The organism is Vibrio splendidus (assembly GCF_001557875.1).
In the GTDB taxonomy this organism is placed as follows: domain Bacteria; phylum Pseudomonadota; class Gammaproteobacteria; order Enterobacterales; family Vibrionaceae; genus Vibrio; species Vibrio splendidus_F.
Map to the genome: position 1 here is coordinate 280,881 of NZ_LNRF01000005.1, position 16,491 is coordinate 297,371.

Annotated in this window: 9 protein-coding genes and 6 pseudogenes; 10 read left to right on the plus strand and 5 right to left on the minus strand. The window is 42.5% G+C overall.

Going from position 1 to position 16,491, the window contains the following annotated elements; all coding sequences use genetic code 11:
- Window positions 1–124: 124 nt before the first annotated feature.
- The 7 genes from ATB74_RS14530 (at window position 125) to ATB74_RS14560 (ending at window position 5,125) form a co-directional block, all read left to right on the plus strand.
- Window positions 125–937: a hypothetical protein gene (locus ATB74_RS14530; RefSeq protein ID WP_061019006.1), complete on the plus strand. Its 813-nt coding sequence runs from the start codon at window positions 125–127 to the stop codon at window positions 935–937.
- A 126-nt stretch (window positions 938–1,063) separates the two neighbouring features.
- A complete protein-coding gene (locus ATB74_RS14535) occupies window positions 1,064–1,312 on the plus strand; it encodes a TIGR03643 family protein (protein ID WP_061018997.1) in 249 nt (82 codons plus the stop codon).
- A gap of 66 nt (window positions 1,313–1,378) precedes the next feature.
- On the plus strand, window positions 1,379–1,774 hold the full coding sequence (locus ATB74_RS14540) for a DUF3465 domain-containing protein (RefSeq protein ID WP_061019007.1): 396 nt from the start codon (window positions 1,379–1,381) through the stop codon (window positions 1,772–1,774).
- 40 nt (window positions 1,775–1,814) lie between these two features.
- Complete coding sequence (locus tag ATB74_RS14545; protein WP_061018998.1) at window positions 1,815–2,351, plus strand: GNAT family N-acetyltransferase; 537 nt, start codon at window positions 1,815–1,817, stop codon at window positions 2,349–2,351.
- A 14-nt stretch (window positions 2,352–2,365) separates the two neighbouring features.
- Window positions 2,366–3,151, plus strand: coding sequence for a nucleotidyltransferase domain-containing protein (locus tag ATB74_RS14550; RefSeq protein ID WP_060982953.1), 786 nt, complete (start codon window positions 2,366–2,368; stop codon window positions 3,149–3,151).
- Window positions 3,152–3,652: 501 nt separating this feature from the next.
- A complete protein-coding gene (locus ATB74_RS14555; RefSeq protein ID WP_010434910.1) occupies window positions 3,653–3,862 on the plus strand; it encodes a hypothetical protein in 210 nt (69 codons plus the stop codon).
- Complete coding sequence (locus tag ATB74_RS14560; protein WP_050634626.1) at window positions 3,863–5,125, plus strand: integrase; 1,263 nt, start codon at window positions 3,863–3,865, stop codon at window positions 5,123–5,125.
- Window positions 5,126–5,221: 96 nt separating this feature from the next.
- Here ATB74_RS14560 and ATB74_RS24420 read toward each other — a convergent pair.
- Window positions 5,222–5,751: pseudogene (locus ATB74_RS24420) on the minus strand (nuclease-related domain-containing protein); the annotation flags it as partial.
- Window positions 5,752–5,823: 72 nt separating this feature from the next.
- Window positions 5,824–6,614: pseudogene (locus ATB74_RS14570) on the minus strand (IS5 family transposase); the annotation flags it as partial.
- Between the two features lie 839 nt (window positions 6,615–7,453).
- On the opposite strand from ATB74_RS14570, the gene ATB74_RS14575 reads away from it, so the two are divergent.
- The 3 genes and pseudogenes from ATB74_RS14575 to ATB74_RS24510 all read left to right on the plus strand — a co-directional run.
- A complete protein-coding gene (locus tag ATB74_RS14575; protein ID WP_061018999.1) occupies window positions 7,454–12,226 on the plus strand; it encodes a PKD domain-containing protein in 4,773 nt (1,590 codons plus the stop codon).
- Window positions 12,227–12,230: 4 nt separating this feature from the next.
- Entirely contained in the window at window positions 12,231–13,451 is a 1,221-nt protein-coding gene (locus ATB74_RS14580; RefSeq protein ID WP_061019000.1) for a DUF1552 domain-containing protein, read from the plus strand.
- Between the two features lie 383 nt (window positions 13,452–13,834).
- Window positions 13,835–14,002: pseudogene (locus tag ATB74_RS24510) on the plus strand (integrase); the annotation flags it as partial.
- Between the two features lie 77 nt (window positions 14,003–14,079).
- Here the strand turns inward: ATB74_RS24510 and ATB74_RS14585 are convergent.
- The 3 pseudogenes from ATB74_RS14585 to ATB74_RS14595 form a co-directional block, all read right to left on the minus strand.
- Window positions 14,080–14,958 (minus strand): annotated as a pseudogene (locus ATB74_RS14585) (nuclease-related domain-containing protein).
- Window positions 14,959–15,552: 594 nt separating this feature from the next.
- Window positions 15,553–16,262 (minus strand): annotated as a pseudogene (locus ATB74_RS24430) (IS3 family transposase); the annotation flags it as partial.
- Between the two features lie 56 nt (window positions 16,263–16,318).
- Window positions 16,319–16,491 (minus strand): annotated as a pseudogene (locus tag ATB74_RS14595) (IS5/IS1182 family transposase); the annotation flags it as partial.

Genomic DNA, 16,491 nt, shown 5'->3' on the forward strand with positions numbered 1-16,491 from the left:
AACATCGATAGAGCAGGATACTTTGAGAGGCCAACGTTTATATGTGTAATGTTGACCGTAATGAATCTTAAGTTACGGCATTTATAATGCTCTTGGTGGTTTTGAATATAGGGAGAGGATGGAGATGAATACATTAGTCAAAGAGGGTTCCTTTAAAAGGCTCATCCAGTTAGTTGGCTATGTTTTGATTATCGTGTTGAGCAATAGCCGACTCTCCAATGCTCAAAGCGTCGAGTTTCCTAGTTGTGCGCAGAGTGAGGTTTTGAATACAGAGGTCCACCTTTATGTTGATGAATCTGTACTAGCTGAATATTCCAAAGCATTTGTTGCCTCTAAAATAGCGACATGGGAAAGCTATTCGAATTTGGTATTGAAGAACTCCTGCATCCCTATGACGAGAAAAGTTACCAAGGTGACTTACACGCCGGAAATCGACAGCCTTTGGTTTCAAGATTTGAGCACTGCAGAGAGGTTATTAAAACTCTCGATGGAAGAACCGATCCCAGAAACAACAAAAGACGGCGTTCCCATTTTTACAGGGATAGTATTTTCTAACTATAATTCTAGTTTTGAGTCTGATTATTGCGGCGTCTCGTCTTCAGTATCCAACTTTTTCTCTTTAGCGATAAACTGCCCTGATCACCTAATGGAGCATGAAATTGGCCATTTAAGTGGTGCGAATCATGACAACAAAACGTTATTGAAAGACTTTGATAGTATTGAAAGTTACCTTTCTGGAACGTATCCAAGAGCTCCTCAATATTCCTTCGGCGCAATTTGTGCTGACAGAGGAACTGTGATGTCTTATGAGCGAGATGTTATACCTGCTTATTCTAACCCGGACATCAGAGTCGATGGCATAAAGTGCGGGGATAGCAAATACCACAATAATGCGAGAGTGCTTAGAGAGTTCGTACAAGCTTATTTAACCCCATGATTGCCTCGTTGCTAGTCTGTTGTTTTATTGAACGTTATAACGCGTTCAATTCAAAGTGTTTGTCCTGTGATCTTTAAATTTAGAACGAGCGTATTTCTCCCAGTTTATTAAGGAAGAGTATGCTCAATGTTATCCAAAGAGAATGAATCAAGAATTATCGAAATGGCGTGGGAAGACAGAACGCCGTTTGAAGCAATAGAACAACAATTTGGTTTGAATGAATCGCAAGTGATCCGTTTTATGCGTAGTCATCTCAAGCTTGGTAGTTTTAAGCTGTGGCGAGCTCGTGTTTCTGGGCGCGCGACCAAACATACAAAGTTGCGTAATACCGATGTGTCGAGAGGTTATTGTCCAACTCAGTACAAGCATCGTTAAAAAAGGGGTGCCCAACCAGTATCCCAAATCAACACTCAGATATGGGAAACGAAAGAAATGAAGGGAATGAAACAATTTTGCGCTCTACTTTTGGTGCTGCTTAGCTTCTGCATCAGTCATGTTCAAGCGAATGATACGCGACTTAAGCAAGCTTACGAAAACCATCAAAGTGATGTTCAAGTACGTGGATCGGGTACGGTGTATCGAGTACTGCCAGATGATAATAAAGGTTCTCGGCATCAGAAGTTCATTTTACGACTCGATAGCGGACAAACATTGTTAGTCGCACATAATATTGACTTAGCTCCTCGTGTTCAGGGGCTGGGAAAGGGCGATCGAGTTGAATTTTATGGTGAATATGAATGGAACAAGAAAGGTGGCGTAATGCACTGGACGCACAAAGATCCTCGCAATTATCATGCTCATGGTTGGTTAAAGCATAATGGGAAAGTATACGAGTAAGTGATAACTCGTTTTGTTTTAACGTGAAAAAGGAATTTTGATGTTCAAACTCGAAACCAGCAGAGTGATTCTTCGAGACATGATGCTTCAAGATGAGTCTGCGTTTGTTGCTATATCTCAAGACGTAAAGTATCAGCGTTTCTATGACGAAAATGATTGTGAACCTAACAAATATCGAGAGCTAACCCAGTTGTTTGTTGAGCAGGCTTCGGAAGTTCCTCGACAATCCTATCAGCTTGCAGTTGAAAGCAAAGATTCAGGGAAGTTTATTGGAACCGTTTGTTTACGTCTTGAAGGCGATAAACAAGCTTCGATGGGCTGCGCTTTCTCAAGGGAAACTCAGGGAAAAGGGCTTTCTATAGAAGCGGCTGAAGCCCTAGCTGATTTTGGCTTTTTAGAGCTAGGCGTGCAGCGCATCTACGCCGAAACCATCAGTAAGAACTTGGCAGCCATCAAATTGTGTCAGTCATTGGGAATGAAAGAAGAAGCGCGCTTTGAGAATCACCGATTTTTCAAAGGTAAGTGGTGGGATACTGTGGTATTGGCGGTTCTACGTTCTGAATGGGAAAAGGCATAGTGATGGCAAGTGGCATGCTGAATCAAACTAGTGGTCTCGACAAAGACGGGTTCATCGAAAACCTATACTCTCCTAAGAATATCGCTCCCGAATTCCAAGATGCCGTGAATGCTGTGATTGATTCGTTGTTAAGTGACCTTCCGAATCAAATTGATGGTATCTACCTATACGGAAGTGTTCCGAGAGGAACGGCCATTATTGGTAGCTCTGATTTGGATGTTTCTATTGTACTTACTACGCCTATTGGCCAAAAAGAGAAGGGAGTATTTAAGCTCCTTTCTGACACCATTCCCAAAGCATATCCGCAAGTGAGCAAGCTTGATATCGATCCTGGCTTCCTGCGCGATGTTCTGCAACCCACAGAAAAGTATCACTGGCACTTTTGGATCAAGCATTGCTGCTGTTGTGTTTGGGGGAATGATTTATCTAATGAGTTCTCACTCTACAAACCAAGCATTGAAATCGCCCAAGCGCTTAATGGCGACTTGTCTACTTTTCTTGAGCAAATGAGCCCGTCTTTTCAAACAATGGCTGGTGGGGATGTCGCTAAGGTGATTGGCAAGAAGTTAGTACGTGCAGCGTATTACTTTGTAGCTGAGCAAGACGGCAGCTGGTACACCAACCTGAGCCAGTGTGCCGAAGCAGCCAATCGTTATTATTCCAATCAAAGCGACGACATTGAGTTAGCGTATCAATATGCTCTCGGAAACTTGATATCGAAAACAGAAGCTTTTGAATTGTATGAAAGGCTGAGTAAAGAGCTGATTCGAGAGCAAGTGAATCGGCTAGTAAATGGATGAATTAAGGAGATATCACCGCTCAAGAAGCTGATGATGTTGCGTGGTATTCACTAGGTTCAACTCATGTTGGTCTTGCTTTGAAAGAAGTAGAGCGAGTAGGGATGTTTATTTAGGTCTGTGGTGTTAAGAGGCTTTACGACGTTTTTGAGGTCTCAAAAACGGTGAAACCCCGATGTTGGTAGTAATCTTAGCTGTATAGTATTGATTTATATGAATTTCATGTGTTTAGAGCTGGTGGTTAAGCTCTAATTGGCCTAAAAAACGGTTAAAAATGCCAATGAAATAGTCAAATAAAATCAATAGATTAGCAACTTGGTACTACTGTATTAGTCCACCCTAAAGTGGGCTTAAAATCGATTCGTTGAATCGTTTTACGCTTCGGGAATCCTTTTCGTTAATTGCTGCGCAAATAGAATGTCACTGAAAAAATCGTGCATAGTTTTTCTACCAGTAGATGAAAAATCTTAATTTTCATGTAGTGAGAAAGGTAAGGAGAACGACATGGCGACGCGTAAAATCAGACCTAGACAATTTATTGATGAGTTTTACCCTGATTCAGGGATATGCAATACCACCATCATAAACTGGATTAAACATGGCAAGCTTGAGGGCACTAGAACGCCAACGGGCCGATATTTAGTCTGTGTTGACGACGAGATAGGGAACCCTGCAGACAGGGTCAGTGAACTTCTAAGATTCTTGGAGTCATAAATGGTTGGTAGAGCTAGAAGTAAAGAAACGGCTCATTACCCTCCATTCTTGGTGAAAATGAGCCATAGGGGTCAATCTCGATTTCGGTTTACGACCGTAGATGGTGTGAAGAAGCTATTTCCTATCGGGACTGTAGAGCAAGAAGCGATACAAGCTGCGCATGTTTACAACTTGCAATATCGTCCTGAGCTAGGAAGCGCGTTTTCCCTTTCAGAGATGACCCCATTTCGCAAAGCTGTCTCTAAAGGTCGAAAGGACAAATTCAATCGGCCTTTAAAAGACTGGCTTCCATTAGTGTTGTCTCGTGTGAAGAAAGAAGAACGGCTTTCCAAAGACGTTTATCGCAATTTGGAGAGGGACTGTTACCGCCTTGATGAGTTTATGGGGCGGTTGCCAACCAAATCGATCAAATTACAGCACATCAATGAGTTCCTTTCTAAATACTATTCAGAGTTAAGTAATCGTCAGCTCAACAATAAGATCAGTAATCTCAAAAAGGTGTTTTCTTACCTTGCCGATGAAAGCGCTATTGAGAGTAATTTTGTTCTTAATAAAAAACAGCGTCGATTGACCAGAGAAGATTACACCAAAGCTCGCCACGACCTAGATATCGAAAACTACCAAAAGGTCTACGATGCAGCGCCACTGTTTCTTAAGGTAGCAATGAGCCTAACTCTTGAGACGACTCATGCTGTGAGGGAGATCTATAGGCTTCGTTATCGGATATACAAACCACGGGAAGGCGTTTGTGGGATTCTTTGGAACCCTGACAAAGAGGTGGAGTATGTGGATGGGCATGCAGTGTATGGAATGCTTTATGTTCATCGAGAAAAGGTGAAAAAGTCCGATGCTTCCACTGTCGCCATTCCTGTCACTCAGACGATTAAAGACATTGTCGACCTTTCTAAAACATCGAGATTGATTTGCCCTTATATCGTTCACCGTAAACCCAAACAGCAGCAACGTGGTATTTCAAAAGAGACCGACCATCTTTACCAAGTACATCACCATAATATAAGTAAAGAGTTCAGTAAGGTTCGAGACTCATTAGGGCTTTATAGTCACCTAAAGAAATCGCTAAGGCCGACCTATCATGAAATTCGAGGACTAGCTGCTCGAATGATTGAACAGCAAGGGCAGAGTGCTACCGAGCGAATGGCACATGCGAACGCTAAAACGACAAAAATCTACACAGGCACAAGTGACATTATTTGGCACCAAGTACCACCTGTTGAGGTTATGCCGAAAAGTGGCCAGAAGTGATTTGTGTTAGTTGTTTAGTTTTGGGGGAATTCGGAATCCGAATTTGAATCCGCATCGCTTTAAATTGCGTTGTAATTCGGATTCCGAATTATTAGATTAAGGAAATACGACTTGAGTCCCTTCACCACAAGAGCATGCAATTGAGTACGTGTTCTTTTTCTTACTGACTTTAGCTGAATTAGATTGCAAGAATGGCAACTAATACGCATTGCAGTATTCACCTTACATTGTGGGCAGTAGACGTAATACCCATACTTTCCATACCTCGGCTCGGTCTGCGGGCTTTGACACTTCTTACAATTAAAACCATGCCTTATTTGTGGAGCGTTGGCCTCTTCAATTATTTCTTGAGCTGGGACCAAGTCTACCTTTTCAGTTTTGCTCAATTCTGCGATATGTACTTTGGGAGCCGGAGAAGACGTAGGCACATGTTGTTCGTTTAGAAAGTGAACTAGGCGGTACAGTTCATCACGATTAAACGTAGGATTCGGATTTAGTATTGAACCTACGCGGTGCTTTTTGATGAGACTCTTAACGCAGCTACCAATAGATTCGGCTTTAATGAGCTTCTTCGATATATCTTTAGGGATAGAAGTTCGATCGATTAGAGTGTCATTTGATGCGCACAGGACTTTGTTGCGCAATTCAGTTTGAAAACGGAGTCGCCCCGTTTCGTATGTTTCTAAGGTAACACGGCAAGTATCAGGCATACCTAATCCAGTAAGCTTATTCAATGCTTTCATCATTGCGTAAGTTTTACTCACCTTGGCATTGTAAATTCTTAAACTTAAACGGCCACCAAGCAACTGTTTCAATCGATACATCGCTGTTTCTGAGAGTGAGCGTTTGTGGTAACCATACCGCTCTTTCCAATATTTATTTGACCCGTATAGCTTCTGGCAGGCCACTGCGAGATTTCGAGGATGACCACGCTCCCAGAAGGCTGCCCCTTCTCTTGGGGGGAATAAGCGCAACGGCTCGCTTAGTCTTAATAGCAGCGTGACAGGCTCTCGTGTCGTAAGCGCCATCACCAGACACCTCAAGGATGCTTCGGCGTGTTTGTTTCAGTAAGTTCGGGAGGACTTCACCATCTGTAACCGTAGATAAACTTAGCTTGGCGGCAATAAGTTCATGTGTGCTTGTATCGACTGCAATATGAAGCTTTCGCCAACCTCTACGCTTGCCACCCGTCCCGTGTTTTTTGACTTTCCATTCGCCTTCGCCTTCGCCTTCGCCTTCGCTTTCGCTTTCGCCATAAACCTTAAGACCAGTCGTATCAATGGCTAGGTGCTGTATCGCTCCTCTCGTTTTAGTCTTAAATGAGATCTCAACTTGCTTTGCTCTACGACTGATCCAAGTGTAATGCGGACAACTTAATGGAACATGGGCAAGTCTAAATATCGAGTCGATAAATCCTTGCAGCGCTCTCAGTGGCATTGAAAAAACTCATTTCAACATGAGCGCTGTCGGATAGCTGAATCACGGTTATGAGCGATTGGCTGTATTGCTTCCAGTTGGTTGTTTTGTAGAAGGTTAAGGTATGAGGCTACGAAAGATAGTGGATGTAACTGATCAGATCGTAGGTTCTGGTTTTAGTTCCACTGAACTATGCAACAAAGCCTTCGTTATCTGTCATTTTCAAAGAAGATGAGCGACGTAATTATGTAGGAGACTTTGAGCTAAATATGCTTGTTCAAACTAATAATTAAGTATATTTCGAACTCTAATATTATTAACAACAATATTATAAGTCACTTGATGGGCGCTTTTAAATTTAAAATTTATTTAATGCCCTGTCCCAGGTTTCTTTAGTTGATAATACTAACAGTAACGAGCGGTGGCTTTAATGGGTAGGATTATGCCATTTAAAAAAGATACAACTAAAACGTTTATAAATTAAAGCAGTTGAAAAATAGGGATATATGGTTACCAATATGTAGAGTATGTTAATAGTCGCACGCAAGTGAAAATTATTTGCAAAAAATAAAGATATTTTTTACAACCCCCGAAAGTACACTTTGCCGCTAGAAGGCATTGCTGTTCCATTTATTATAAGGAAGTTATTGGGCATTATCAAAATGAGTGGCGTAAAAACTTATCTATGGAGAGTTTGTTATTAGTGAGAACGCCTTCTCTTATAAATATAGTGTTTTTCAGCTAGATTATATCAGTCAATAGTTCAATTCGGTTTAATGAAAATATTTTCAAGTATAATTTGTAATTACTAAATATCTTTGACCGTTATATGAAAATCAAAAAAAACATATTGTATTTGAACGATTAGTTATATTTAACAGTTTAATTGTACCACAAGTAGTGAGAAACTAAATGAAGCGAATTACCTCGATATGTGTCTTAGTCACAGGCATGTATGCATCCGCGGCACTTGCAGCACCACCATGGGAACCAAAAAGTTACTCAATTGGTGAAAATGTGTGCCACAAAGAAACGTTGTTTGAGTCTAAGTGGTGGGCTGGATCTTATAATGAACCAAACCCGCATGGACCGACTTCCTCTAAACAACAAGGTTGGGGAGGAGACCCTTGGCTACCCTTACTGGATTCAGACGAGTGTAGCTCTGGTAGTGTAAATAATGCTCCAGTTGCGTACGCTGGGGTTGATCAAGAAGTACAATCGCCGAATAAAGTCATACTCGATGGCTCCGGCTCTTCGGATATCGACAACGATAGTTTGAGCTTTACTTGGACTCAGACATCTGGACCGACGGTGGCAATTGAAAACTCAGATACTTCTCAAGCGTCGTTTGAGCTACTCGAACGAGACGGTGACACAAAGTATGAGTTTACGTTAACAGTCCATGATGGCAAGGAGTCCTCTACTGATAACGTTGTGATCAATGGTTTGGCAGCTGAACAAACCAATAGCGAACCCGTTGCAGAAGCGGGGATTGATCAAGTGGTTCAATCTCCAAGCAGAGTCATTCTTGATGGTTCCGCCTCGGCAGATATTGACAACGATAACTTGACTTATAAATGGGAACAGGTATCAGGCCATGATGTTATGCTTGAAAACCCTACGTCCTCCAAAGCTGCGTTTAGTTTGGACACATTGGATGATGACGCTGAATTTACTTTTGAACTTACGGTAAGCGATGGTCAAGTTTCTTCAAGTGATACGGTTAAAGTGACTGGTTTAGCCGTAGAACAGAAGCAACCAGGAGCACTTACTGTTGATATCAACGGCGGTGATAGTGGCTTACCTTTGTCGGCGACTTATAAGCTCGTTTTGACGTCACTGCAATCTGGTAAGCGTAATCAATACCATTTTTCTGTGAGCGAAGACGCACTTGTAGATGACCTGACTCTAGGAGACTATCAAGTATGGGTTGAGTTCGATCAAGCCTATCAGCCAATCGCATTACCAACAGTGGTCACTGTTACTGATACACAACCGTTTGAGCTTTCCTTCTCAGTTAAACCAAGTGTTGACTTGTCGAATCTGTCAATAATAGATGGAGTCGAGATCTCTAAGGTCACTGACGGGATTTTTCAAGCACGTCAGATGACGTGGGGGGATGGCTATCTTTTTGTTGGTTCGTCTGCAATTTCAAATGAGCAAGGAGTTCGTGGTAATAAGATATATGCAATACCATACGACTACCAGAATGGTGATGTGGGTGAGCCAATTATTGTTGCTGATAACTTGATTGAGCCGCATGGCGTTGCATACCATAAAGGTGACCTATACTTTTCAACATCTACCTCTATCTTTCGCGTCGAAAATGTCACATCACAGTTGGGCAAGTCATTGATACCCGAACAAGTTTTCACTTTACCAGCAGCTGACGAAAACTTTCCGTTAGATACTACGGGGTTGTACTGGCACCAAAAGCATACACTTAAGTTTAACCCTAATGATGATCACCTTTACGTTGCAGTTGGATCGCCTTGTAATATTTGTGTGATAGATGAAGAGCCGAGATATGGTTCTATTTTAAAAATTGATACGGGTGATTTTAATGCGATCCAAATAGCGGACGGAATCCGTAACACTGTCGGTTTCGACTGGGATCCCAAGACTGGAGATTTATGGTTTACTGATAACAACCCACAGAATACGAGTGGACACACGACCTATTTCCCAGGTGAAATTAACAAGATTTCAGCAGCTCAGCTTGCAAGCGGTGAGATGCCTCATTTCGGTTTCCCTTACGTTTCTGGTATTGACACAATCTCGATTACACCAGAGCAAGATAACGATACTGTTGTCAATACTGGTGGCTACGACTATTTACCACCAGATGCTATCTATTCTGATGTCCCACTTAGCGAAATTGACCCTTTGGACTATCAAGCCCCAGAGTTCGAGCTTGAAGCGGGAACAGCACCACTTGGACTGACGTTTTGGCAACCAGACGGAGTACAGTTAGAAAGTGGAGAGCACTCGTTCGTATACGCAACACATGGTCCCGGTGATGGTGAAAGGGCGGGTTATGAAGTTCGTATGTTGACATTAGATGCGACGGGGAAACCTTTGTTTGATAGAGCCCTTGTTACAGGTTGGAAGCAACCTAGTGGTATAACCGGGAAACCTGTTGAATTTTTGGTGATGCCAGATAACAGCCTGCTGGTTTCGGACGATGCCGGAAATACAGTGTATCGTCTCAATTATGAACCAGAAGAATCAGGCCAGGTCACTTTATTGCCATCACAAGGTGAGCTCGAAAGCCCTCAGACAATGGTTGAAGCAGCTTTAACTGACAGCTCGGGTAACTCAAGACGCTTATATATGTCGTTGACTAAATCCGACTATGTAATAAATGGACTCGATTACGGCGATTACACTTTAACTATCTCGGCTCACAATGGTATCGAGCCTACTCAAACAATCACTAAGTTTTCTTTATCTGAAACGGACTCGATTGCACAAGTGGACTGGTCTTATGGTGGTGATAATGCTGGCCTGTCAACGGGTCTAATAACGGTAGTAGCGCCAGACAAACCAAGCAATGCTGCTAGTTCGGTTTTGTTAGAGCTCATTGATCGAAACGTCGATGGTGAACCCGAAGTTGTATATATAGACTCTGATTGGGGCAAAGAAACAACAACACAAGTGGAAGTTGGAACTTACCAAGTTGACTTTCCTTTCACTGAGTCTGCTATCCCTAACCCTCAACGTAAACAAGTTAATTTGTCCGATGAGGGAGAAGACCTTTCATGGACCTATACGGAATATGCAAATGATGAAGACTACTTCAACGCGATGCTAGATAGCAGCTGTGGTTCATGTCATACCGGACACTTTGCGCCTGATTTCAGCAACGGTCCTAGTAACGCTATTTTAGGTGCTTACGAGACTAACCCCAACGCAATTAGCGATAAGCTCGCTGAGATGGTAGATACATATGGCTTGTCATGTGATTGGGCGTGTCAAGAGACTTTAGGTCGATACCTAGAGGATGAACTATGGGTCGACGAACTACCTGAACCAAACAATACCGAGGTCTTTGGTAGTCGTCATCTACGACTGCTGTCCAGAGTTGAGTATGTGAATACGGTCAGCGACCTATTTAATGTTGAGGTTGATCCGGATAGGTTACCGCTAGACGACAAAGATGCAGACGGCTCCTTGTATGGTAACTCAGGAAAAACGGGTTACCTGACTAGTGATAAGATGAATGCATACCTCAATGCCGCAGTTTATGTAGAGGAAAATGTCGACATTTATGCAGTGAGTCAGTGTAAGCAAGGAGTAGGGAGCGTTCCTAACTGGGATCCGAATGTCACATATCTCGGGGAAGCCGGCGGAAAATTAGATGAATTTGTCGTTCATGAGTCAAACGTCTATCAAGCGATGTACTGGACCAAAGGTAATCCACCTTCAGAACACTATGGTAATGGTAAACCGTGGAAGCTCATTGAAAAGTATGTAGAGGGGGATTCGAACTGTTTAACTAATTGGTACATGGATACTTTAGAGAGGATGCTTCGACGCCCTGTAACTCAAGAAGATCTGCTTCTATATCCTGCTCAAGAGATAGAGAAGCAGCTAGCTAAGCTCCTGATTTCACCGCATTTTATTTACCGTAGAGAGGCTGGAACACTTAGCGAGGAGGGCCGCTATACGTTGAGCGCTCACGAATTAGCGACATTGATTTCTTATACCTTAGTTGGCTCCATTCCGGATACTGAATTATGGGGTCAGGTAAATGAAGGAACACTACTACAACGCACAGTGTTGGAAGAGCAAATTGATCGATTGCTAGCAAGTCCTGAAGCTTATGAGCAGTTTGCCATTTTTATAATGCAAACATTAGAGTTTGACGAAGCGCGTGTTGTTGTTGAGCGTGAGGGTATGTCTAAAGAAATTGGTCAAGCAATGGTTGATGAATTTAAACGATATATCAAGGAAACGGTTTTTAACGAAAACTTAGGTCGATTCTCTGATCTTTTTTCTCATGATAAGACATATGTTAACCAAAAGTTAGCGGACCACTATGGCTTTGGGGAGAACGTCGGCTCGCATTTAAGTGAAGTACCAATTCCTGCAATGCGAGGTAAAGGGTTACTGAGTTTAGGTGCCATCGCTGTTGCCTACAGCACTGAGGGACAAACAAGGTTAATTCCTCGCGGAAAAATGGTTCAGCATTCTTTGCTAGGCTGGGAGCAATCCCTACCTTCAGGTAAAGCCCCGGAAGGAATTGAAGATGACGTGTCGACTAAAGACTTTTGGACTAAAGCAACGGGACCTAGTACTGATTGTTGGGTATGTCACCAAAAAATGAATGACATTGGTTTTGCCTACGATGTTTTAGATAAAACAGGGCGCTACCGAGCGTATGAAGATTACATGGCGCTGAATGGTGAAACATTTGAAAACGTTTTGCTAGAAACGAGCGGCGTATTGGTAGATATAGATGATACGGATTCTTCGTTCGAAGATCTCAATGATATCGCTCTCTACATAGCGAATAGTGATCAAGCACGTAAGACTTTTGTTAAAAATTATCTGTCTTATACCTTGGGTGAAGCGTCGAGCAGATTCTCTCCACTTTATCCAGAGTACGCGTCCTTCGAACAATTTAAATCGCTTATGAGTGACTTATTAACGTCGAAAGTAGTATTAGAGCGAGAGGAGTAACAACATGACAATAGCGACGAACTTATCGCGTAGGGGATTCCTAAAAGCGTCGGTTGCAGCCGGTGTTGGTACAGGTTTAAGTGTTTTACCGATGACCAGCTTCGCCGCCGGTAGTGCGAGTGAAACAAAGTTTATTTTCATTAATTTTTCTGATGGATACCCAAGGGGCACTTGGCACCCTAGCGGTGAATCAGGAAATCTAGTGATGAACGAATGCACTGTAGGCCTTGAGGAGTATAAAGATGACATCATCTTCTTCACAGGGTGTCGAAGTGAGGGGGGCTCAGGGCATGGTGGCTATAATGGAGTGTGGCAGGAGAAATCGGGCCAGGGATCGATAGATACCCATTTTGAAGCTTTATATTCTTCAGGTATGCCTAAAAGAGCAGTCCGTATTGGTGTTGATACTAATTATTGGGGCCACGGTGGGTTTGTTACGAGTCGATCTAAGACGGGGGATGCTCTAGTGCATAACGATAATCCTGATGCAATATTTGAAGAGCTATTTGGTTCACAAGCCAGTGGCAATGGTGGTAGTCCAATAGAACAACGTAAATTAGACTTAATGGGTAAATATCTAGATGATGTCGCTATACTGAAAGATAACCTTAATGGTCTTGGGTACAATAAACTCGACACTTACGAGAAATCAGTGTCTGATGTGAAGAACGAGCTAGAAAATGCTTTAGCGAGTACTGGGGAGTGTTCAACTGCTTTATATGGTAGCGACAGCTATGGTAGAGATAAAACGGCAGACTTACAGGTGGCTAACGCTGCGCTAGCGTTGTCATGTGCAAAGACACGAATTGTCTCACTTCAGTTAGGAACTTCAAATGATTCAGCCGTTGTAACAACGGTTAGCGATATTGCACCTCACAGTGCATCACACTATGGGTCAGCTTCCTTGAAGGCAACCTATATCTCTCATAGGCAATGGTATGTAAGCAAAGTCGTCAAGCTAATTCAGAACCTTAAAGCGATGAACTTATACGATGACTGTGTAATTTATGTGACCTCGGAAATGGATGATGGGCAGAATCATAGTTCGAATGATCTTCCGTGTATGCTAATCGGGGGTAAAAACACACGATTGAAAACGCTACCAGGAGGTAAGATTGTGCGTGATGTTGGCCCTATTGGTAAGGTACTATCATCGCTTGCAAATGCTTATGGAGTACCAGTACCGTATAGCAGCACTGTGATTCCGGAGGTTTTTCGAGTTTAATCGAATTACGATATCATCATGTTGTTTAATTAGTTGGGGTATTGAGTTGTAATACATAAACCTGTTGACTCGACATGTTTGTTTCGTCCTAAAATACGTTGACGACTTTTAGTAAGCCAGTAACGTTAGTTGCTGGCTTTTTTCATGCACTTTGTTTAGCGTATTCATACCTAGGCTGAGATGCGGCCTCAATTCGTTATGCGTATATATCGATTCCTCAACAAGCGTTTTTTAACACGTTAAGCCTAGGCAAGGACTCTTGCTTGAGAGTACAATTCCTTTGACAGGAGCAACCTCAGCCTGTCGAGATATATCATGCAATGAGCATGCTTTATTTAAGCTTGCGCTCCTCCCTTTCTGAAGGCTTCATGTTCCTTCGCTAAAAGAAATCGCTAAGGCCGACCTGTCATGAAATTCGAGGGCTGGCTGCTCGAATGATTGAACAGCAAGGGCAGAGTGCTACCGAGCGAATAGCACATGCGAACGCTAAAACGACAAAAACCTATACAGGCACAAGTGACATTGTTTGGCACCAAGTACCACCTGTTTAGGTTATGCCTAAAGGTGGCCAGAAGTGATGTTTGTCAGTTGTTTAGTTTTGGAGGAATTCGGAATCCGAATAATTGGGTTATGGAAATACGACTTGAGTTCCTTCACCACAAGAGCATGCAATTGAGTACGTGTTCTTTTTCTTACTGACTTTAGCTGAATTAGATTGGCAAGAATGGCAACTAATACGCATTGCAGTATTCACCTTACATTGTGGGCAGTAGACGTAATACCCATACTTTCCATACCTCGGCTCGGTCTGCGGGCTTTGACACTTCTTACAATTAAAACCATGCCTTATTTGTGGAACTTTGGTTTCTTCAATTGTTTCTTGAGCTGGAACCAAGTCTACCTTCTCAGTTTCGCTCAATTCTGCGATATGTACTTTGGGAGCCGGAGAAGACGTAGGCACATGTTGCTCGTTTAGAAAGTGAACTAGGCGGTACAGTTCATCACGATTAAACGTAGGATTCGGATTTAGTATTGAAGCTACGCGGTGCTTTTTGGTGAGATTCTTAACGCAGCTACCAATAGATTAGGCTTTAATGAGCTTCTTCGATATATCTTTAGGGATAGAAGTTCGATCGATTAGAGCGTCATTGGACGCGGCACAGAGTTGATCCCAACAGCGACCACCAAAGTACCCTTGTAAAAATGCAATCCGGTCTAGTAACGACTTAGCGTTGTCATTTAAAAGTGCTTTCAATAGTTTGGTTTGCAACTTAGCTTGCTCGATAGGCGAGGGCATTCCTGTCCACTTTCCTCTTACGGTTCGACTCCATTCGAGTTGATTGTTGACCTTAACCTCCCCACGAATCGATTTTAACTCAATAATGAAAACGTCATTTGCATCACCAAACTCTCTGCGTAAGTAAAACGCGACATCTTGCTTTACTTTTGCGCCAGCTTTCTTTTGAAGACTGTTGTCGATTTTTGAATCTCTACCCTTAGTAATCATTCTTTATTCCTGCTTTTTTATAAGAGCAGTTTGCAATGCAACCTTGATCGTATTGATGGTGTGTATGTTTTTGAGACATATGTTCTTTTTCGAACACTGTTATTGATGAAAATTGTGAAATATCTCTTTTCGAAAACTCGAAGTAGAGAGTAGGAAACCTGCAACCCGCTGTTTAATAATGTGTTTGTTAGGCATCCTGTTATTGTGCGTGTTAGGGCGTTGTGAGCGCCATGAAAGTTGTAAATAGGTAATGGTGGCGTAACAATAAGAGGTGATACGCAGCCATTGCTGTAGAGAAAACACAAACACAAATTGTTATTGAGTTCTGGAGTGACTAGAGGCCTCAGCCCTAAGAGCAGGTGATAGTGCCCTGTTTCGTGATTATGAAGTCATTTCAGAATTCGGAATCCGAATTTCATTTATCGTTATTTTACGAATATTCTAGATAGTGGGCTAACAACGCGTTATTGGCGCCTGTAGCGAATGAGTGCCACGAGATGTTTTTCTCAATGTTGGCTTTTTGGCCTGCTACCTTAATGTGTTTTTGAAGCGCTGGTAGTCAACTGATCTGCTTCAGTTAGACTGGACTCCGCATTAAGCGACATATTGTTTTTCAAAGTTAACTGGGCTTAGATACCCAAGAGCACCGTGCCTTCTTGTTTGATTATAATCAACCTCGATATATTCAAAAAGTGCCAGGCGTATCTCTTCTCGCGCATTACCGACTCATATTGAACGGCTTGTACTTTCATTGAGGAGGAAAAGCTTTCAATACAGGCATATCCCAGCAACTTTCCTTCCGATTCATACTTTGTTTTAGATTATGGGCTGAGATTAATCTCTGTAGTCTTTTGAACAATATTGGCTACCTCTATCACTATGGATAATCCCCCTTCGGGCATGCCTCTACGGAACAATGACACTGATAGTGCATCACAGACTAGAGTCGCGGTCATTCTAGTGTTGATTGACCAACCCACAACTTGCCGTGAGTACAAGTCGATGACAACAGCTAAATACTCCAACCTTCGTTTGTCGCTAGATAGAACCCATTTTTGATTCGGTGCAACAGGAAGCCTATGCTTGCTGTCTGTCGTACATTTAAATTTACGTGTCGGCTTCGCGACTAAGCTCTGGCGCTTCATCCTCGCAGCAGTGGTTTATACACCATGTTGGTTACCATTTTCTTCGAGTTCTTTTTGAATACGCGTTGCACCATCACGTTCATTTTTATCATTAAAGACTCCTCGAGCTTTACTATCGAGCTGCTTTCGGTACTCGTTGGGTTGAGTGACTTTTTGGCGATGGCTTTGTTGCGTAATTAAATTTAGAGATAGAGCCACCCCGTTTCGCGTATTCCTTAGTCAATACGACAAGTTTCAGGCATACCTAACCCAGTAAGCTTATTCAACGCTTTTATCATCGCGTAAGTTTCACCCACCTGAGCATTGTAATTTCTTAAGTTCAGTTTCCCTCCTAGCAACTGTTTAACTCGATACATCGCTGCTTCTGAGAGTGAACGTTTGTGGTATC

Bases quoted from the DNA above. Each gene is read 5' to 3' on its own strand.
- ATB74_RS14530 (WP_061019006.1), top strand. From the start codon at position 125: ATGAATACATTAGTCAAAGAGGGTTCCTTTAAAAGGCTCATCCAGTTA.
- ATB74_RS14535 (WP_061018997.1), top strand. From the start codon at position 1,064: ATGTTATCCAAAGAGAATGAATCAAGAATTATCGAAATGGCGTGGGAA.
- ATB74_RS14540 (WP_061019007.1), top strand. From the start codon at position 1,379: ATGAAACAATTTTGCGCTCTACTTTTGGTGCTGCTTAGCTTCTGCATC.
- ATB74_RS14545 (WP_061018998.1), top strand. From the start codon at position 1,815: ATGTTCAAACTCGAAACCAGCAGAGTGATTCTTCGAGACATGATGCTT.
- ATB74_RS14550 (WP_060982953.1), top strand. From the start codon at position 2,366: ATGCTGAATCAAACTAGTGGTCTCGACAAAGACGGGTTCATCGAAAAC.
- ATB74_RS14555 (WP_010434910.1), top strand. From the start codon at position 3,653: ATGGCGACGCGTAAAATCAGACCTAGACAATTTATTGATGAGTTTTAC.
- ATB74_RS14560 (WP_050634626.1), top strand. From the start codon at position 3,863: ATGGTTGGTAGAGCTAGAAGTAAAGAAACGGCTCATTACCCTCCATTC.
- ATB74_RS14575 (WP_061018999.1), top strand. From the start codon at position 7,454: ATGAAGCGAATTACCTCGATATGTGTCTTAGTCACAGGCATGTATGCA.
- ATB74_RS14580 (WP_061019000.1), top strand. From the start codon at position 12,231: ATGACAATAGCGACGAACTTATCGCGTAGGGGATTCCTAAAAGCGTCG.